This is a genomic window from Gluconacetobacter tumulicola (assembly GCF_014174215.1).
Lineage (GTDB): Bacteria > Pseudomonadota > Alphaproteobacteria > Acetobacterales > Acetobacteraceae > Gluconacetobacter > Gluconacetobacter tumulicola.
Genome location: NZ_JABEQL010000015.1, coordinates 48,945 through 68,489 on the forward strand (window position 1 = coordinate 48,945; position 19,545 = coordinate 68,489).

Here is a 19,545-nt window from a genome sequence, read left to right on the forward strand (position 1 = left end):
GATCGCCGCTGTGTCAGGCGCTGGATGACACCTTCGACACCGGCGTGAAGGCCGGACGTTCGACATAACGCCCCGCCCCCTTCTCGGCGCGCAGGATGCCCCGATCCCAAACGACTTTACCCTGGCTGATGGTCTTCTGCGCGACGCCGCTGACCGTCAGCCCCTCATAGATATTGTAATCGACATTCTGATGATGGGTGCCGGCCGAGATCGTCCGGGTCGCCTGCGGGTCCCACAGCACGATATCCGCATCCGCGCCGGGCACGATCGTGCCCTTGCGCGGGTGAAGATTGAAGATCTTGGCCGTGTTGGTCGAGGTCACGGCGACAAACAGCTCCGGGGTCAGGCGGCCGGTGGCTACGCCATAATGCCACAGCACGCTCATCCGGTCCTCGATGCCGGGCGTGCCGTTGGGAATGCGCGTGAAATCGGCCGCGCCCTGTTCCTTCTGTTCCTTGCAGAAACAGCAATGGTCGGTCGCCGTCGTCTGCAACTGACCCGAGACCAGACCGCCCCACAGGGCCTCCTGATGCGATTTTTCGCGGAAGGGCGGGCTCATCACATGGCGCGCGGCGGTCAGCCAGTCAGGGTCCCGATAGACGGTTTCGTCGATGACCAGATGCTGGGGCAGCACCTCGCCATAGACATGCTGCCCGCGCAGCCGCGCCTCGGCAATCGCCCGCGTGGCCTCCCGGGTCGAGACATGGACCACATAGAGCGGCGTCCCCGACAGCGAGGCCAGGGCGATGGCGCGCGATGCCGCCTCCCCCTCGACCGAGGCCGGACGCGATAGCGGATGCGCTGCCGGGCCGGTCTGCCCCTCCGCCAGCAGCATCTGCTGCAGATAGGCCACGGCATCGCCATTCTCGGCATGCACGGTGCAGAGCGCGCCCAGCTCCCCCGCACGGCGCATGGACAGCAGGAACGCCTCGTCCTGCACCATCAGCGCATTCTTGTACGCCATGAAATGCTTGAAGGAATTGACGCCGCAGTCGCGCACCAGCGTCGCCATGTCCGCATGCACCTGCTCGTCCCAATGCGTCACCGCGACATGGAACCCATAATCCGCCGCCGCCTTCTCGGCCTTGGCGCGCCAGTCCTTCCAGGCATCCAGCAGCGAACCGCCCCGGTCGGGAATGACGAAATCGATGATGCTGGTGGTGCCGCCCGCCAGGCCGGCGGCGGTGCCGGTATAGAAATCGTCGCTGGCGGTCGCGCCCATGAAGGGCATTTCCATATGCGTATGCGGGTCGATGCCGCCCGGCATGACCAGCAGCCCCGCCGCATCGACGATCTCACAACCGGTCGGGGCCTCCAGCGCCGGGCCGACCTGGGCAATCAGCCCAGTGTCATCGCACAGCACATCGGCCCGAACGCTGCGTTCCGCCGTTACAACCGTTCCACCCTTGATCAGCAGCATCACAACCCCGCACTCAGGACGCGCGATCGCGCCATCCGTTCCGATCTCGCAATCGTATTTTTACTCTGACCATCCGGTCAATATTCAGAACGCGGCGTCGGCCCGCAGGATCGCACCCAGCAGCACATTCGCACCCGCCTGGGCATCCGCCTGGGTGATGCTTTCCTCTTCGTTATGGCTCAGCCCGTCCTTGCACGGCACGAAGATCATGGCGGTGGGGGCAACGCGCGCGACATAGGCCGCATCATGCCCGGGCCCCGAGACGATCGAACGCGGTGCGAAGCCCGCCTCGCGCGCGGCATCCGCCACCATGGCCACGCAGGCAGGGTCGAAATGCACCGCCGGCGCATCCCAGATCCGCACGATCTCCACATCCACGCCGCCGGCTTCGGCAATCGCGCGGAAACGCTCCTGGAACGCCGCCTCCATGGCGGCCACCACATGATCCTCAGGATGGCGGATATCGACCGTGAAGAACGTCTCGCCCGGCACGACATTGTTGCTGTTGGGATGGTTCTCGATCAGCCCCACGGTGCCGACCGCCGGCGCGTGGGCGCGTGCCACCTCGGCCAGGGCCGCGATCATGTGGGCGGATGCCAGCAGCGCGTCATGGCGCAGGGGCATGGGGGTGGAGCCCGCATGCGCGTCGCGCCCGCGCACCGTCACCTCATACCAGCGCATGCCCTGCACGCCCGCCACCGCGCCGATGGTCAGTTCCTCGGCCTCCAGGATCGGCCCCTGTTCGATATGCAGCTCGAAATAGGCGGTAATCGGATGCTGGCCGCAGATTTCCCCGCCCCGATAGCCGATGGCTTCCAACTCGTCGCCGAAGCGCAGGCCCGCGCGGTCGCGCTTGTCCAGCACCTCCTGCTCGGTGAAAATCCCGGCAAACACGCCCGAACACATCATCGGCGGGGTGAAGCGCGAGCCCTCTTCGTTGGTCCAGTTGATCAGCTCGATCGGATGCCGGGTCACATGGCCCGCCTCGCGCAACGCCCGCAGCACCGCCAGGCCACCCAGCACGCCCAGAATGCCGTCGAACTTGCCGCCCGTGGGCTGGGTGTCCAGATGGCTGCCCATGGTGATGGGCGGCAGGCTGTCATCCAGGCCGGGACGGCGCGCGAACAGATTGCCCATGGAATCGCAGGACACGGTGCAGCCAAGCTCTTCGCAGGTCTTCACGAACCAGTCGCGCACCTGCCGGTCTTCCGCCGTCAGCGTCAGCCGCTTCACCCCGCCCTTCGGCGTACCGCCGAAGCGTGCCGTCTCCATCAGGTCGGTCCACAGCGCCTCGCCATCCACACGCAGGTTGCTGCCGCTCGTCTTAAGCCCCATGTCGCTCCCTTTCCAAAATACCGCCGTGACCGGGGAAGCTGCCGCCGTCAGGCAGTGACCCGGCTGGGATTGTTGGGATGGTCCCGCCAGGTCTGCACGCCGTCAACCGGCTGCGGCTCCATCGTGATGCATCCATCCACCGGGCAGACATGCGCGCAGAGATTGCACCCCACGCATTCCTCGTCGATCACCTCGTACCGCCGGGCCTCGCCGTCCCGTAGCCGGGCGATCGCCTGGTGCGAGGTATCTTCGCAGGCAATATGGCACAGGCCGCATTTGATGCAGGCATCCTGGTCGATCCGCGCGAGGGTCCGGAATTTGAGGTTCAGATCGTTCCAGTGCACGTAACGCGGAATGGCCCGCCCCGTCACATCGCCGATCCCGGCATAGTTCTTGCCGTCCATCCAGCTCGACAGCCCGTCGATCATGTCCTCGACGATGCGGAAGCCATAATGCATCGCCGCCGTGCAGACCTGCAGCGTCGTCGACCCCATGGCCAGGAATTCCGCCGCGTCGCGCCAGTTGCTGATCCCGCCGATGCCCGAGATCGGCAGGGCTGACAGCTCCGGATCGCGGGCAATGTCCCCGATCATGCGCAGGGCGATGGGCTTGACGGCGGGCCCGCAATAGCCGCCATGCGTGCCCTGCCCGCCCACCACCGGCATCGGCGCCATGGCGTCCAGATCGACCCCGATCACCGACTGGATGGTGTTGATCAGCGACACCGCATCCGCGCCCCCCGCCAGCGCGGCCCGCGCCGGGGCCAGGATGTTGGTGATGTTGGGCGTCAGCTTCACGATCACCGGCATGCGCGTGTACTGCTTGCACCAGCGCGTGACCATCTCGACATATTCGGGCACCTGGCCCACCGCCGCGCCCATGTTCCGTTCGGACATGCCATGGGGGCAGCCGAAATTCAGCTCGATCCCGTCGGCCCCGGTCTCCTCGACGATCGGCAGGATGGACTTCCAACTGTCCTCCCGGCACGGCACCATCAGGCTGACCACCAGGGCACGGTCCGGAAAATCCCTTTTCACGCTCTTGATTTCAGCGATATTCGTCGCCAGCGGCCGGTCCGAGATCAGCTCGATATTATTCAGCCCCGCCATGCGCCGCCCCTCATAGGCCAGCGCACCGTAGCGGGAACTGACATTGACCACCGGCGGGTCTTCTCCCAGCGTCTTCCACACGACGCCGCCCCACCCGGCCTGAAAGGCGCGGCGGACGTTATATTCCTTGTCCGTCGGCGGGGCGGAAGCCAGCCAGAACGGATTCGGCGATGAAATTCCGGCAAAAACCGTGCGCAGATCAGCCATTATCCGTTCTCCTGCTCCACGCCGCGTCCTGGCCCGTCTCCGGCGCGCAACGCCTTGTCAATCGCCTCGGCCGCGTCGCGCCCGTCACGCACGGCGGCCACGGTCAGGTCTTCGCCCACGATGCAGTCGCCGCCGGCATAAACGCCCGGCATCGAGGTCCGGTACTGCCCATCCACAACAATCCGCCCGCCTTCGACGGCGATATGCTCGCCCTCGGCATGCGCGGGCAGGAAAACCTGGCCGATGGCCTTCAGCACCATATCCGCCGCCAGCGTAAAACTATCCTCGGGGTCGTAGACAACCCGCCCGTCCGCGCCGGCCCGCCCACGCGCGAAGGCAATCCCCGTCAGCGCCCCATCCTCGGCCAGCAGGCGCTGCGGCGCGGCCCACAGCCGCACGGTCACGCCGTTGGTCTGCGCCCATTCGCGCTCCACCGAAGTGGCGGACATATGCTCCCCCCCCCGACGATAGACCAGCGTCACCTCGTCGGCACCCAGGCGCCTGGCCTGCACCGCCGCATCCACCGCCGTGTTGCCACCGCCGATCACCACGACCCGGCGCCCCACGGGCACGTCCTTCTTGTCGTTCGACCGCACTGTCTCGATGAACGACACCGCATCCATCACCCCGTCCAGCGTCTCGCCCGCCAGCCCCAGCGCGCGCACGCCCGCCAGTCCCGTCGCCAGGAAAACCGCGTCATATTCCGCGCCAAGAGCGGAGACAGTGACATCGCGCCCCACCGTCACCCCGCCCTGGAAGGCAATGCCGCCGATCTCCATCAGGAACGCGACCTCGCGCTGGGCGAAATCGTCCGCCAGCTTGTAGGCGGCCACGCCATAACTGTTCAGCCCGCCCGGCTGCGCGTGACGATCGAACAGCACCACATCATGCCCGTGCATCGCCAAGCGATGCGCGCAGGCCAGGCCCGCCGGCCCGGCACCCACCACGGCGACACGCCGCCCCGTCAGCGGCGCGCGGGTAAAGGGCTGGCCGCCATGGTCCATCTGCCAGTCGGTCGCGAAACGCTGCAGCGCCCCGATCCGCACCGGCTTGCCCGCCTCCAGGCTGTTATGCACGCAGGCCTGCTCGCACAGGATTTCGGTCGGGCAGACCCGCGCGCACGACCCGCCCAGAATGTTGGATTCCAGGATCGTGCGGGCCGACCCGGCCAGATTGCCCGTCGCGATGGCCTTGATGAATTTCGGAATATCGATGCTGGTGGGGCAGGCTTCCATGCACGGCGCGTCGAAGCAGTAGAGGCACCGGTCGGCTTCCAGTGCCGCCTGCGGTGCCGTCAGCGCCGGATGCGCATCCGCGAAATTCTGTGAAAGCTCCAACGCACTCAGGCGGCCACAGGCGATGTCTGGTGTCGCGTTCATGGAAGTCTCCGCCATTCAATCCATGTCCGGCACGATAAAGCCACTCTGTCCGGCACCGCAACTTTTTTCTGACCAAATGTTCAAATTCCGGCGTAACTGCCTTGCACCCTATGGCGTCACGCCGAACAATACGTTCTAGTGTCATAATGATTCGCCTTCGGCCCGTCGCGCAGCGCGTCCCGGACCCGATGGCGAATCCTTCCAGCGGGAGGGACCATGCCACGCAAGATCATCATCGACACCGATCCGGGACAGGACGACGCCGTCGCGATTTTCCTGGCCCTGGCATCGCCCGAGCTGGATGTGCGCGCGATCGTCGCCGTGGCGGGCAACGTGCCCCTGCCCCGCACCAGCGAGAACGCGCGCCGCGTCCTGGAACTGGCCGGGCGGACCGATATCCCGGTCTATGAGGGCGCCAGCCGCCCGCTGGCGGCCGCCCAGACCACGGCGGAACATGTGCATGGCCCCACCGGGCTCGACGGGCTGGACTTCACCGCACCGCCCGCCATCGCGGCCCAGCCCGAAAGCGGCATCACTTATCTGATCGACACGCTCCGCACCGGTACGCCGGGGGAGTATACACTGGTGGCGCTGGGCCCGCTGACCAACCTGGCGATCGCGCTGACCCTGGCCCCCGACATCGCCACCTTGGTGCGCGAGATCGTGCTGATGGGCGGCGCCTGGTCCGAGTTGGGCAACATCACCCCCGCCGCCGAATTCAACATCTACGCCGATCCCAAGGCCGCCGAGATCGTGTTCGGCGCCGGCATCCCGCTGGTGGTCCTGCCGCTGGACGTGACCCATCGCTGCCTGGCGACACCCGCGCGCCTCGCCGCCTTCCGCGCCAGCGGCAATCGCTGTTCGCTGGCCGCCGCGGACATGCTGTCCTTTTCCGAGCGTTTCGACCTCGCGAAATATGGCTGGGACGGCGCGCCCCTGCACGACCCATGCACCATCGCCTGGCTGCTCCAGCCGGAAATCTTCGGCGGCCGGTCGGTCAATGTCCGCATCGAGACCGAAAGCCCCCTCTCGCGCGGCATGACGGTGGTGGATTGGTGGAAGGTCACCGACAGGCAAGCCAACGCCCTGTTCCTGCGCGATGTGGACGACACCGCCTTCTACGACCTGCTGACCGCACGCCTGGCGCGCCTGCCGTGAGCCGGGACCAGGGCCATGACGCGCCGCCACCGCGTGTGGCCTGCGTCGGCGCCGCCGCGATCGACCGCAAATTCCGCCTGCTGGGCCCCGCCATCGCCGGCACCTCCAACCCCGCCACCGCCAGCGTCGCCTTTGGCGGCGTGGCGCGCAACGTGTGCGAGAACCTGGCACGGCTGGGCCACGCGCCGCTCTTCTTCTCGGCGCTGGGCAACGATGCGGCGGGCCACGACCTGGCCCGGCACCTGAACGCATGCGGGGCGGTGACCGCGCACCTGCTGCATGTCGACAACACCCCCACCGCCGAATATGTCGCCATTCTGGATACCGCCCATAATCTGCAGATGGGCGTATTCGGCGCCGGCGCGTTCGACCGGCTGGACCGCGCCTATCTGCAGGCAAGCTGGCCCGCCATGGCCGACGCGTCCTGGATCTTCGCCGATTGCAACACCCCGCCCGATGCGCTGGCATGGCTGCTGACCCAGGCGCACGGCCACGGCATACGCGTCGCCGTCGACACGGTCTCGGTCCCCAAGGCCCGGCGGCTGCGCGGCCTGCTGGCATGCGTCGCCCTGCTGGTCACCAATCGGGACGAGGCGCTGCACCTGCTGCCCGAAGGCCCCGGCATGACGACGGCCGACATGACGACGCAGGACCTCGCCACCGCCCTGGTCCGCGCGGGTGCGGGTGCCGGCACCGTCATCGTCACCGAAGGCGCCGCTGGCCTGAGCGTGGCCGACGCACGCGGCGCGCGCGCCATTCCGGCCCATCCCGCCACGGTCGCCGATGTCACCGGGGCGGGCGACGCCCTGATCGGGGCGACGCTGGGCGCGCTGCTCGACGGCGCGGAGATCGACACCGCCTGCCGCCTGGGCGCCGCCGCCGCCGCGCTGACCATCGAATCCCGCGAGAGCGTCCGGCCCGATCTCAGCCGCGCGCTCGTCCATGCCACCGCCCGCCTGCCATCGCCGGGCGCCATCAAAGGACATGTCCCATGAACACTGACCTCCCGATCGTCTATTCCCCCGAAGTGCGCGCGGCGCTCGACGCCGGCCGCGCCGTCGTCGCGCTGGAATCCACCATCATCACCCACGGCATGCCGTGGCCCAGCAATGTCGAAACGGCGAAGAAGGTCGAACAGGCCGTGCGCGACGCCGGCGGCGTACCCGCCACGATCGCGCTGCTGGACGGCAAGATCCGCGTAGGGCTCGATGAAGACACACTGCTGTGGCTGGGCCAGGCCAGATCGGTGCTGAAGGTCAGCCGGGCGGATCTGGGCTTTGCGCTCGCCTCGGGCGCCGCCGGCTCCACCACGGTCGCGGCCACCATGATCTGCGCCCATCTGGCGGGCATCGACGTCTTTGCCACCGGCGGCATCGGCGGCGTGCATCGGGGCGTGGAACACACGATGGACATTTCCGCCGACCTGACGGAATTCGTCCAGACGCCCGTCACCGTCGTCTGCGCCGGGGCCAAGGCGCTGCTGGATCTGCCCCGCACGCTGGAATATCTGGAAACGATGGGCGTGCCGGTCGTGGGCTACGGCACCGACCAGTTTCCCGCCTTCTGGAGCCGTTCCAGCGGCCTGACCCTGCCGCTGCGCGCCAACGGCGCGGCCGATATCGCGTCCATGATCGCAATGCGCGGCAGGCTGGGGCTGGCGGGCGGCGTCGTGGTGGCCAACCCGGTCCCCGCCGCGCATGAAATCCCCCGCGAGGAGATGGAATCCCTCATCCTCCAGGGCGTAGCCGACGCCACGCGCGAGGGGGTGAGCGGCAAGAGCGTGACCCCCTACCTGCTCGGCCGCATGCTGGAACTGACGGGCGGCCGCAGCCTGGCCACGAATATCGAGCTGGTGCTCAACAACGCCCGCGTCGCCACCGAAATCGCCTTCGCCCTGCGCAGTCTCTCCCGCTAGCGCCGGACAGGTCCAGGAGGGCCGCCGCCCATGCCGTCTCATCTGCGCCCGCTCCTGGGTATTGCGGCGCTGCTGGCCATCGGCGTGCTCTGCTCGGCCAACCGGCGCCAGATCCGCCCACGCGTGGTGCTGCCCGCATTGGCCTGCCAGGTGCTGGCGGGGCTGCTGATGCTGGGCGTCGCCCAGGGGCGCGATGCCCTGGCCGCCGTCGCACGGGGCGTCTCCTGGATCATTTCCTTCGGCCATGCCGGGATCGATTTCGTGTTCGGGGCGCTGGCGGGGCCGGACCTGGCGCGGGTGGTACCGTCGGCCGCCTTCATCTTCGCCCTGCATGTCCTGCCCCAGATCATCTATCTCAGCGCGCTGATCTCGGTCCTGTATCACTACAAGGTCATGCAACTGATCGCCCACATGCTGGGCGGCCTGCTGACACGGACGATCGGCGTCAGCCCGGTGGAGGGCTTTTCCGCCGTCATGGCCATGTTCCTGGGCCAGACCGAGGTGCCGATCGCCATCCGCCCCTACCTGGCCGGCTTCAGCCAGGCCGAGCTGTTTTCGGCCCTCAGCAGCGGCACCGCCTCCATTTCCATGTCCATGCTCGGTGCCTATGCCGGGCTGGGCGTCCCGATGGACGACCTGCTGGCCGCGTCCTTCATGGCGATACCGGGCGGCCTGCTCTACGCCAAGATCCTGATGCCCGCATCGCAGGTCCACCAGCACATCCCGCCGGCGGGAGAACTGGACGAGATCCGCTCGGCCAATCTGTTCGACGCGCTGGCGGTGGGCGCCTCCAACGGGCTCAAGGTCGCCCTGTCGGTCACGGCGATGCTGATCGCCTTCATCAGCGCCATCGCCCTGCTGAACGCCCTGCTCGGCCAGTTCGGGCAGCAGATCGGACTGACCGGCCTCACCCTCAGCGGCGCCATCGGCTTCCTGCTGAAACCCCTGGTCTGGCTCCTGGGCACACCGTGGGACCAATGCCAGGCCCTGGCAGGCATCATCGGCACCAAGATCGTGGTCAACGAATTCGTGGCCTATGGCAGCCTCTCGCCCCTCATCCACGCCCACGCGCTGGACGCGCGCGTGCTGGCCATCGCATCCTTCGCGGTATGCGGGTTCGCCAATCTCTCCTCCATCGGCATCCTGATCGGCGCCTTCGGCAGCCAGTGCCCCGAGCGCAGGCAGGATGTCGCAATCCTGGGCGGACGGGCGGTGCTGGCCGGCACGCTCTCCAACCTGACGAGTGCCGCCATCGCCGGGCTCGTCATGTCCTGAAAGACCCCGCCTTCCCAGGCCGGAGAAGACGAACATGTCCCAGAATATCTACGACAATCCCGCTTTCTTCGCAGGCTACAGCCAGCTTCCCCGGCAGGTGCACGGGCTGGCCGGCGCACCGGAATGGCCCGCCATCCGCAGCATGCTGCCGGACGTGACGGGCAAGCGCGTGGCCGATCTGGGCTGCGGCTTCGGCTGGGCCGCGCGCTGGTTCCGAGAACAGGGCGCGTCCTCAGTCCACGGCTTCGACCTCTCGCAGAACATGATCGCCCGTGCCCGCGCCGATACGAGCGATCCCGCCATCACATACCAGATCGCCGACCTGGAAACGCTGGACCTGCCCACGGCCGCCTGCGAACTCGTCTACAGCGCCCTGGCCTTCCACTATGTACGCGACTTCGGGCGGCTGATCCGCATGATCCACGCGGCACTGGTCCCAGCGGGCGATCTGGTCTTCACCATCGAACACCCGATCTTCATGGCGGCGGCCCACCCGCACTGGGTGCTGGACGAAGACGGCCGCAAGACCTGGCCCGTCAACGGTTACGCGACCGAGGGCGAACGCCGCACCGACTGGTTCGCCAAAGGCGTCCTGAAATATCACCGCCGGCTGGCCACCACGCTCAACATACTGACCGACACGGGCTTCACCCTGCGCCGGATCGATGAATTCGCGCCGACACAGGAACAGATCGCACAGATGCCGACCCTGGCCGAGGAAATCGAACGGCCCATGATGCTGCTGGTGTCAGCGACCCGAACATGACCCGAATACGCTCCTGCCCCGGCGCAGGGCCGATCACCCGGCCGCCGGTCCGCTCAACGATCCATCGGCGTGGCTGCCTGTCGGCGCCGCCGGCTCATTCACCGTGATGGTGGCTTCATTGGCAAAGGCGATGACACCCGCCGGCCGCTCCTTGTTCTCCTGCTCGGTCCGGGCAATGCCGGCGGTGAAGGCCCGCAATTGCGCCAGTTCCTCGCGCACATCGTTCAGGATCTCGACCAGCGCCGTATGGTCCTCGATCGCCCGCTGGTCGGTGCCACGCGCGATGACCGCATTGCCGACCATCAGCGCTGGCAGTGCGACGAGCTGAATGCAGTTGCTGATATACAGCAGCGGCCCCTGCCACGACGCATGGAGCACCGGCAGCAGCGAAAAGACCGTAAACATATAGACGCACCAGATACTACCGAACATCACCGTCATCTTGACGGCCAGCCGATCGTTGAACGTGTCGATCCATCGCGGAGCACTGGGCGGCCGATCAGCCCGATGGCGATCGCGGTAAAACCAGTTGAGCGGCTTCCAAGCATGGGGCGGCTTCAGGGGCATGTCCATCGTCCTCTATACAACCGGCGGCCCACCGGCACGCCGATCGTTCCCAGCCAGTCCCACACAGTCAACTGCCAGCGCCCCACTTGCGGCGACTACCAGCCCCTCAATGCGCGCAGCCCGGAATGGGGCCGGGCCTCTGGACGGGAAACCGCACTGCACCAGCCGGGTGGGATACCCCGCTCCGCAGGGGTGTGGACCTGTCCTGCGCGCGGATTCATGTGACGTGATCGGAGAGGGGGCGCCCGGCGTCATGTGTCGTGTGGATCGATACTTTTGAAACCATAAATCTCGTAACGCGTGCTTACGCGGCCATTGGCCACATCGACGACCAGAAAGCCTTCCCGGGTGCCCAAACGTGTGCCGTGCCACCAATTGCCGCTTACCGCGCCACCGGTAATATAGGGCACGCCGTGCCAGTCGACCCGTTCGAGCACATGCGTGTGTCCCTGCAGCACCGCGATGACATTCACGGTGTCGAACAGGTCGAGGATCTCGCTCGCATTGACGACCCGCAAGGATTGATGACGTGGCGGAATCGCTGCTGCAGGCAGAACGGTTCATGGGGTAACAGCGGAGGACGGTCAGGAACCGCCCCCAGGGAACGCGGCGGTCGTGACAGGCTGGCAAGGCCAGTCATCCCGGCGAGCTTCATAAGCTGTCGCCGATCAAGATCCATCATGCAGGTGCCTTTCGTGCGAAACGTCCGGGGCCAACGGGCAATGCGGGTTCGCCCCTAATCATCGTCGTCGATATCGGCGATATCGATGATCGGCCGAAAGCGATGCGCCGGCAGGGGCATGGCGGAATCCATGCCTCTGATATCTTTCCAGATCACCTCGCTCAGGTCATGCATGGGGGCCTTGTCGAGACCGGAAAAATCCATCCGCAGGCTCTGTCCCGCGCCATAGGCATGGGCGCTGTTGATCGCGTTCACATCGACTTTCGGTGCGATAACCGTAAAGGGGGTCGGGTCGCTATCGACACCGAAGGCCGCATACATCGGCATGGCCGCGGCATCGTACTGGCTCATCGGCGGCAGGCCCAGCAGCAGTTCCATGGACCGGATCATGGAGCTGGTGGTATAGAGCGTGCTGTCGACGCGACGACGCCGCGTATAGGGGCTGATGACCAAACCCACCGTACGGCGCGCATCGATATGGTCGGGACCGCCACCCGGATCGTCCTCGATGATGAAGATCGCCGTCTGTGGCCAGTATGGGCTGTGACTGACCGCATCCACAACCTGCCCGATCGCGTAGTCGCTGTTGGCGACCATGGCAATGGGGGTATTGGCACCCGGCCGCGTCCCCATCGTGTGGTCCTCGGGCATGCTCATGATCACGAAATTGGGCAGACGTCGTTCTGGATCCGGACTGCGATAGTTTCTATCATAGGCATGGAGATCGCGGATAAAAATTCGGGCCCGGTCGGTATCCCGGTCTGGGAACCAGTTGAAATAGTCGCGCGCGATATGGCCCTTCAGATTTTCCGCCCCCGGAGCCGCCTCCATCACGGTCGGTCCCGTACTGACGCGGGTGGCGAATTCGCCGTAGGAACGATATGTCAGTCCCTTTTTTCTGGCCAGGTCCCAGATATGCCCAGCCGAAGGGACCATCGCCTTGACATTGTACTCGCCCACACTGTAGCCGCCATAAAGTGGTGGCCATTGTTTTTCATTGAAGTCGGTCGCATAGGCTGAATCGGACCAGGAATGGCCATCGACGCTGACCTCGCCGTCGCAATAGAGATTGTCGAAAATCATGTAGGTACTGGCCAGCTCGTGCTGGTTCGGCGTCACATCCCAGCCGAACAATGTCAGGCTGGGGTCCCCGTCCGCCTGACGCAGATCGCCGAACAGATTATCGTAACTATGATTTTCCTTGATAATATAAATGACATGCTGGATCGGCGACGGCGCGCCTACCCGCTGGGGCAGGATGCTGGGTTCGCGCGGAGGGCGTGCCTCGGACAGCAGGGAGTCACGATAGGGTGTATTCTCCACGACCTGCCGCGTCCAGGCAGGCAGCCGGCGTTTCAGGTCGGCCAGGGACAGCGAGGCGATGGTACTCAGTTGCAGCGCCATCGTGCTGGTCTGTTTCTCCAACTCATCCATCCTCGCGCCGTCGCGTAACGGGCTGAAGGAACCGTAGGGATTGGGGCCGCGTCCGCGTTCACCTTTCGCGTCGGCGATGTAGAGGACGCGTCCGTTATCGCCCAGGGCCAGCGCGGACGGGTACCAGCCGGTTGGAATGAAGCCCAGGACAGCACTATTATCCGGACGCGCGATATCGACGACCGCGATCGCGTTGTTCCCAGCATTGGCGATATAGAGCAGACGCCGTTCCCCGTCGATCGCCAGCGCATCGGGCGTGGCCCCTTCCGGCGCCTGGGGTGTCTGCGTGGTCAGGATTCTGTCCATGACCTTCAATGTCCGCCCATCGATCACAAAAACCGAATTGTCATTCGAACAGGCCACGAACAGCCGATCATCCGACGACATGACCATCGCATTGGGATTGGCCCCGACACGCAGCGTCTGGAGCACGCTGTTGGTCCGGGTATCGATGACGCTGACCGTGCCGTCGGACCAGTTCGAGACAAAGAGCCGCCTTCCGTCGCGGCTGGATACGATCTGATAGGGGGTTATCCCCACCCCGACACGCGCCACGGGCTTTCGGGTCGCCAGGTCGAACGCATAGACGCTGCCCGGCTCATGCCCGGTCGTGCGGTCCACGGCGTAAAGCCGATGACTGGACGCATCTTCGACCATGTCCGACCACCAGATCCTGGCCGGATCATCGTCCCGGGCAAAATGCATCATCCGGTCGGCATCCAGCCGACCGCCCCGATAATCGAAGACATAGATCGATGCCTGGTGGCTTCTCCTGTTCTTCGGCCCCGTCGCGTTGCCTCCCGCGACATAGAGCCGCTTGCCGTCGGCCGACCAATGCAGCCCCTGCCCCACGGCAGGCAGCGTGATCGACTGGATTTTCTCCTGTGTCTTCGTGTCGATGACGTCGATGCCTTCCTTCAGCCATCCAGGATGGCTGGCGACCAGGATCTTTCCATCCGGTGACAGGGAGAGGTTCGAGACCATGTCCGACAATTCGACAAAGGCCGTGCCGGCCGGACTGATCTTCCAGCCATTGGGCAGGAGCATGCCACCGGGGATGGCACCCGGCTTCGGACCATCACCAATGGCCGTCCTCGCCCTGCCGTCGCCATGTCCCATCACGATGGCGGAGGAAATGCAGAACGCGCATAGTGATGCCCTGATGGCAGGCCGACGGGCCGGACGCCCTGCCGCCCTGCATTTTTCGGCAGATGGCGTGCGGTATGACATGACGAGGCAATTCCTTCCTGCGATGCGTTTCGGGAAAGCGAACGATCGTCCGCAAAGACTTCAATCGAAGATCACATGGAAATAGGCGCCCCGACCGTAGTACTGGTACTGGTTGATAAAGCTGACATGGCCTTCATACCCGTAAGTATTATATGGCTGCTGGTCGGCGACATTCATCAGTTCGTATTTGAACATCAGATGCGGAATAACCCGGTGCCAGAAGGCCAGGTTCATCGTGAAGAGCGAGCCGAATCCGTAATACAGGCCCGGCGTGGCGCCGAAACTCGTGACATAGCCGCCAGAATAATTAGCCGTTACGCGAAGACCGCCATCTATCTGGGGAATCTTCCATGTCACCGCGCCATTTGCCAGGACGGTCGGCTGATTGATCAGACTGTGGGTGGTGGCCATCTGCGTCCCGAACATGTACTGCATGCTGCCGTTCATCCACGTCGCATTGGCGGACAGGTCGAAAACCTGATGCAGGAAACGGATATTTCGCTCCGTCGCACTGAATTCGAGCCCCATGATCGTCGATCCGTTGGCATTTTCTGGCCGATTGACCGTATAAAGCTGGTTGTTGATAGTTTGGAATGAACTAAGAGTATAGATATCGTCTTTAATCCATTTGTCAAAAAACGCCAGGCTGACAAATCCGTTATTGTTGTTGAAATATTTATCGACTGAAATGTCGAAATTCTTGGCTCGACGCGGTCGCAGGTTGGGATTGCCCATCGAGATCGAGCAGTCGGTGATGCTGCCCGGCGTGCTGGTGTTCCCGCAGCTGATATATTCGGCGGCGGCCAGCTGGCTTGGGTTGGGGCGGCCCACCGTCATGCTGAAGGATGCATGCAGATTGACCGCGTAGGGAAAGTGATGGATGACATCGACGGACGGTAGCGGATTGAGATACCCGCCATGCGTGACCGTCGTCGCTCCCGTCAGCATGCTGTTGCTGATCTGCGGCGTCCAACCAGTATAATTCACCGCGTCCGTCCTGACGCCGGCGATGATCACCGTACGCGGCAGGCGATAGCGCAGCGAGACATAGCCATCATACAGATCTTCCTGATAGGCATAATCCGACGTGCCGGAATAATATGCCGTCTGCGCGGCATTGAGGGGCAGAGTCGAGAACGGAAAACCGGACACGTTAATGACCGGCAGGGGTTTCGCGAAACCGACCAGCGTGTAGTCAGGATGCAGGAAGTATTTCGGGTCCAGAACCTGCCCTGTATTGAACATGTCCTCGCTGGCATTGCGGGAGATCGACATTTCACGCCATTCGAATCCGGCCGCCACGCCGAAGCCGCGATCGCTCTTTCCGGTGTTCCACGAATAATCCAGCCGCGCGGTCGGCAGTTTCTCAATCGCGCGTTCCGCGTAAATGTCAGCGGAGTCGATCTTGAAGACGGCGTTGTTCCAGAAGCCGGGCTGATCATAACCGGTGATATAGGTCATATTATTATTCGGACCACCGCCGCCATAGGTCAGGGACTGATTGGTCGGGTAGGTCCGGGCTTCGAGGTAGCGTTCGCCATTGGCATAGGTCTCCCATGTGTAGCCTGCCTTCAGCGACAGCAGTGATTGCCTGCTGCGCCACTCCAGATGGCCGAGTACACCATAGCTGTCGCGCTGCCACGTATCACCGGTGCGTTGGCTGAGATACACACTGCCGATCTTCTCGCGTCCGCCGGCTCCCGTCTGATGAGTCACGCTGTTGGTGTACATCGTGTCGTAAGAGCCGGTATTGCCCTCACCACGACGATAGGCCCATCCCATGACGGAGGCTTGCAGGTTGCTTCTGGTGGGCCTCCACTCGAATCGACCCGAACCGCCGACATTGGTGATCGCATCGGAATAGTCGGCACTTTGAAATCTGCTCGGCGTCAAGAGGCCATTCCAGCCAGGCAGGGCAGGTGAATTGATCGCTTGCCCGGCGGTATTATAATATTGCGAATAGCCAAAGGTCTTGCTGGAGTTTCTAACCCGATACTGATAGCGACCCGACAGGACGATACCGAATTCGTTGTCCTTGCCGAACTGGTCCGAGACGATCCCCTTGACGCCCTGGCCCCAGTGCGGCGTGCCGCCTTTGGCGCCATCCTTGCCCGCGATGCCCGCCAGGGTAGAATAGATCGCGTCCGCATCGATGAATTTATAGAATCCCTTATGGTCGTAGGCACTCATTGGAATCAGGTCCACGACGCCGCCGATGGCGCCGGCATCCTGCTCTGCCGTGAACGATTTATAGATATCCGTCCGCGCCGTCATGTCGCTCGGAATGTTCTGCAAGTTCACACGTCGCGCCCCGGTTCCGTTTTCTCCCACGGTTGCCAGGGCGATGCCGTCGATGCTGGTATGATTGAGGTCAGGAGAAATACCGCGCAGGCTGACATAACGCGGCTCGTCGCCGTCGGTAATCGCCGTGACCCCAGGCAAAAGGACCAGGGATTGCGCGATGGACGACGCACCGCCCAGCGTCTGGATGGGGTCGTAGGCAATACTGTCCACCACGACATCAGACGCCCTTTTATGCGAGAGAGCGTTGTGATAGCCGATCGCGAAGACGTCCTCCGTTCCCTTGACCTTTCGTACAATGGTCTCTCTCTTTGGAGATTTCCTGACAATAACGACAAATTTTCCGTCGAATCGTTCTATGAACAAGGGAGAACCCTGCATCATCATGCGAAGGGCAGCCTGGTCGTCCATGCTCCCCCGCACGGCGTGAAACCTCAGGCTTTCGACATCGGCGCCCTTTGCCAGAACGCCGATCCCGCATTGCTTCTGCCACCTGGACAGGGCATCCGGCGCGTTTTCGGCCGGGATGTCGAACTGATGCGTTGCCGCCCTGGCCGCATCTGAAAAATAGAGGCTTGTCCCCAAAAGAATTGCGGAAAAAGGACAAATGAACCGACGCATCACGCTCGAACCTCAGGGTTTGTGAAAAGCACAGCTAAGACGAGCGGCGATGTCGTTTTTCCCTCCCCCGATGACCATAATTATTGTGAAAATTATATGACGGAAATATTGAGGATAATTTCTGTCTCGACGAGTTCGCCCCTAAAGCATGGAAAAGGCTTTGTTTCATAAGGGCGACCTTTAACAGCACGCGGCGGCGGCCGATCGTCAGCAGCCCGTGCCTGGCTTTAAGGGCGGAAGCGAGGCGTGATACGTAGCCACCGAGATCTGGCAGGGGATGCCGCAAGGCCGTGGAAGAAACCAGCAGGACAGAACGCGGGGAGAGGCCTCCGAAGCCTCTCGATGAGTCCCGACTGGCATGGATCATCGACCATGTGTTGCCGCATGAGCGTGAGGTGAGGCAGTGGCTCAGGCGGTTCACGCTGGTCGATCCCGACGACGTCATCCAGGAATGTTATGCCCGTCTTTGCGCGGGGCCGGAGCGAGAAATCCTGAACGGGAGGGCGCTTTTCTTTCGCTGCGCCCATAATCTGGTCATCGAGGAGGCGCGCAAGGCGAACGTCCGCTATGTTGGCCAGGCCCTCGCATTCGATGACGGGCACGAGCCCATGACCCAGCTTACCCCGGAAAGGCATGCCGCATCGCGACAGGAGATGGCGCGTATCAGGGGACGCGTGCTGAGTCTGCCGAAGGAATATCGCGACGCTTTTCTGCTGCGTAAGATCTATTGCATGACCTACAATCAGATCGCGAAAAAACTCGGCATCACAAGACGCACGGTCGAGCGCCGCGTTCTGCGCGGGCTCAAGCTGATTTCGGATGATCTTGAAATCACGACGATGTCAGTGTCGTCCGAAGAAATGGCGGGAGATGATACGTTCGATCATGTACGGAAACCCGAGAAGATAAAGAAATAGCGACCGATATATGATGGACTTCTATATGCGGGGCAGGAAAATGACACATATGATGCATCTCCCGGAGATCGCGTGACAGCCGCCGTGCGGAAGATCGGAACACAGCGCGCGAGACAGGCGGAAGAATGGATTATCCGCCAGGACGGCGAGCCGTTGCCCGCAGCCGATTCCGCGCGTTTGGACGCCTGGCTGAAGGAAGACAGCCGCAATTTTGGCGCATATATACGGGCTGCCGCGCTTTACCGCGCGCTGGACTATGCCGCCGCGCCGCAGAGCGTGCCGGTCAATGCGCGGTTTCCTGTCTCGCGGCGAATGGCGATCGCCGGGGCCGCCGCCGCGTGCGGGGCCCTCTTCGTCACGAAGCGCGTGCCGCCGGACCCGCTCTTTTTTGTGCGCCATGCCCATGAAGCACCCCGGCGCTATGCGTGGCAGGGGAATGTTCTTATCCTCGACGCTCTGTCGGACATGGATGTACCCCAGAGTTCCAGGGGGACCCTCCAAGTGTTGAGCGGCCGTATCGGGGTGGAAGGAACGGGAAGCGGGTGCCGCCTGTCCGCCGGCGGTTTCAGCGTGCAGACACGTCATGCGGATTTCGACCTGTCGGTACATCGCGACGGGATTGAACTGGTCAATTATGGCGGAGACGTCCGGGTGTCCTCCCATGGCTCCGTCATGCGCCTGGACGCACCAGCCGTTTACCGGTTGTCGCTGCCTGCCGAAGGCACGCCGGCGGTCGCCCGCCATGACAGCATGAAGGATGCCGAATCCCTGACCAGGCGGGCCTGGCGCGGCGGGCAGATCGTGCTACGAAACACGTCCCTTGTCGCTGCTGCGTCGCAGTTTATGAAATATTCGCCGATCGTCATTTCCATCGACAATCCCGTTCTTGCCGACCAGCTTGTGACTGGCCGCTTCAGCCTGCTTCAACCCTACGATTTCGCTCGCGCGGTGCAGAAACTGTTCCGATGCGGCCTTCAGGCGACGAAGGACCGGATTGTCCTGACGTAACCAGGCGCTGCGTGTGGCCACCGGCTGTTTGTCGAACGGCGATACGCCCGCATAGCGGAGTGCCTGGCCCCAGCCGGAGATCGAGCCGAAGCCATGCTGGGCAGCACCGGCCACAAGGCGATCAACCGGGACATGATCCGGCGGCTTTCGTAGACCGCACACGAGGACATCCGCCTCGAAGGGGGGCGCCTATTGGCATGCCCAGAGACGAACTGAAATGG

Annotated in this window: 15 protein-coding genes; 7 read left to right on the forward strand and 8 right to left on the reverse strand. The window is 63.8% G+C overall.

The genetic code is table 11. From position 1 onward, the window contains the following. Window positions 1-13: 13 nt before the first annotated feature. From hydA to HLH29_RS12015, 4 genes are all read right to left on the reverse strand, one after another. Window positions 14-1,420 carry a dihydropyrimidinase gene (hydA, locus tag HLH29_RS12000; protein WP_182967107.1) on the reverse strand — a complete coding sequence of 469 codons (1,407 nt, stop codon included), beginning with the start codon at window positions 1,418-1,420 and terminating at the stop codon, window positions 14-16. An 84-nt stretch (window positions 1,421-1,504) separates the two neighbouring features. Further along, window positions 1,505-2,755, reverse strand: coding sequence for a M20 family metallo-hydrolase (locus tag HLH29_RS12005; protein ID WP_182967109.1), 1,251 nt, complete (start codon window positions 2,753-2,755; stop codon window positions 1,505-1,507). A gap of 47 nt (window positions 2,756-2,802) precedes the next feature. Then, window positions 2,803-4,071 (reverse strand): NAD-dependent dihydropyrimidine dehydrogenase subunit PreA, encoded by a 1,269-nt coding sequence (preA, locus tag HLH29_RS12010; protein WP_182967111.1) that lies wholly within the window; start codon window positions 4,069-4,071, stop codon window positions 2,803-2,805. Continuing rightward, complete coding sequence (locus HLH29_RS12015) at window positions 4,071-5,450, reverse strand: NAD(P)-dependent oxidoreductase (RefSeq protein ID WP_182967113.1); 1,380 nt, start codon at window positions 5,448-5,450, stop codon at window positions 4,071-4,073. Before HLH29_RS12015 ends, preA begins: the two co-directional genes overlap by 1 nt. Window positions 5,451-5,666: 216 nt before the next feature. Between HLH29_RS12015 and HLH29_RS12020 the strand changes: the two genes are divergently transcribed. Genes HLH29_RS12020 through HLH29_RS12040 form a run of 5 tightly spaced genes read left to right on the forward strand, consistent with a single transcriptional unit; the run spans window position 5,667 to window position 10,564 of the window. Then, window positions 5,667-6,608, forward strand: a complete 942-nt coding sequence (locus HLH29_RS12020; protein WP_182967114.1) for a nucleoside hydrolase — start codon at window positions 5,667-5,669, stop codon at window positions 6,606-6,608. Continuing rightward, window positions 6,605-7,603 (forward strand): PfkB family carbohydrate kinase, encoded by a 999-nt coding sequence (locus HLH29_RS12025; protein ID WP_182967116.1) that lies wholly within the window; start codon window positions 6,605-6,607, stop codon window positions 7,601-7,603. Before HLH29_RS12020 ends, HLH29_RS12025 begins: the two co-directional genes overlap by 4 nt. After that, window positions 7,600-8,523: a pseudouridine-5'-phosphate glycosidase gene (locus HLH29_RS12030; protein WP_182967118.1), complete on the forward strand. Its 924-nt coding sequence runs from the start codon at window positions 7,600-7,602 to the stop codon at window positions 8,521-8,523. The genes HLH29_RS12025 and HLH29_RS12030 overlap by 4 nt, the downstream gene beginning before the upstream one ends. Window positions 8,524-8,553: 30 nt before the next feature. Continuing rightward, window positions 8,554-9,798, forward strand: coding sequence for a NupC/NupG family nucleoside CNT transporter (locus HLH29_RS12035; protein ID WP_182967120.1), 1,245 nt, complete (start codon window positions 8,554-8,556; stop codon window positions 9,796-9,798). A 34-nt stretch (window positions 9,799-9,832) separates the two neighbouring features. Then, the gene (locus tag HLH29_RS12040; RefSeq protein WP_182967122.1) at window positions 9,833-10,564 is read left to right on the forward strand and encodes a class I SAM-dependent methyltransferase; all 732 of its coding nucleotides are present in this window, start codon (window positions 9,833-9,835) and stop codon (window positions 10,562-10,564) included. Window positions 10,565-10,597: 33 nt separating this feature from the next. On the opposite strand, the gene HLH29_RS12045 is transcribed toward HLH29_RS12040, so the two are convergent. The 4 genes from HLH29_RS12045 to HLH29_RS12060 all read right to left on the reverse strand — a co-directional run bounded on the left by HLH29_RS12045 (window position 10,598) and on the right by HLH29_RS12060 (window position 17,399). Further along, entirely contained in the window at window positions 10,598-11,005 is a 408-nt protein-coding gene (locus HLH29_RS12045) for a hypothetical protein (RefSeq protein ID WP_246374201.1), read from the reverse strand. Between the two features lie 377 nt (window positions 11,006-11,382). Beyond that, on the reverse strand, window positions 11,383-11,649 hold the full coding sequence (locus tag HLH29_RS12050) for a metallophosphoesterase family protein (protein ID WP_246374193.1): 267 nt from the start codon (window positions 11,647-11,649) through the stop codon (window positions 11,383-11,385). 218 nt (window positions 11,650-11,867) lie between these two features. Further along, entirely contained in the window at window positions 11,868-14,294 is a 2,427-nt protein-coding gene (locus tag HLH29_RS12055; RefSeq protein ID WP_220791501.1) for an alkaline phosphatase family protein, read from the reverse strand. 243 nt (window positions 14,295-14,537) lie between these two features. Beyond that, complete coding sequence (locus HLH29_RS12060) at window positions 14,538-17,399, reverse strand: TonB-dependent receptor (protein WP_182967197.1); 2,862 nt, start codon at window positions 17,397-17,399, stop codon at window positions 14,538-14,540. Between the two features lie 290 nt (window positions 17,400-17,689). On the opposite strand from HLH29_RS12060, the gene HLH29_RS12065 reads away from it, so the two are divergent. Both HLH29_RS12065 and HLH29_RS12070 read left to right on the forward strand, forming a co-directional pair. Next, window positions 17,690-18,316: a sigma-70 family RNA polymerase sigma factor gene (locus HLH29_RS12065; protein ID WP_182967124.1), complete on the forward strand. Its 627-nt coding sequence runs from the start codon at window positions 17,690-17,692 to the stop codon at window positions 18,314-18,316. A 72-nt stretch (window positions 18,317-18,388) separates the two neighbouring features. Further along, window positions 18,389-19,324 carry a FecR/PupR family sigma factor regulator gene (locus HLH29_RS12070; protein ID WP_182967126.1) on the forward strand — a complete coding sequence of 312 codons (936 nt, stop codon included), beginning with the start codon at window positions 18,389-18,391 and terminating at the stop codon, window positions 19,322-19,324. Window positions 19,325-19,545: the final 221 nt, after the last annotated feature.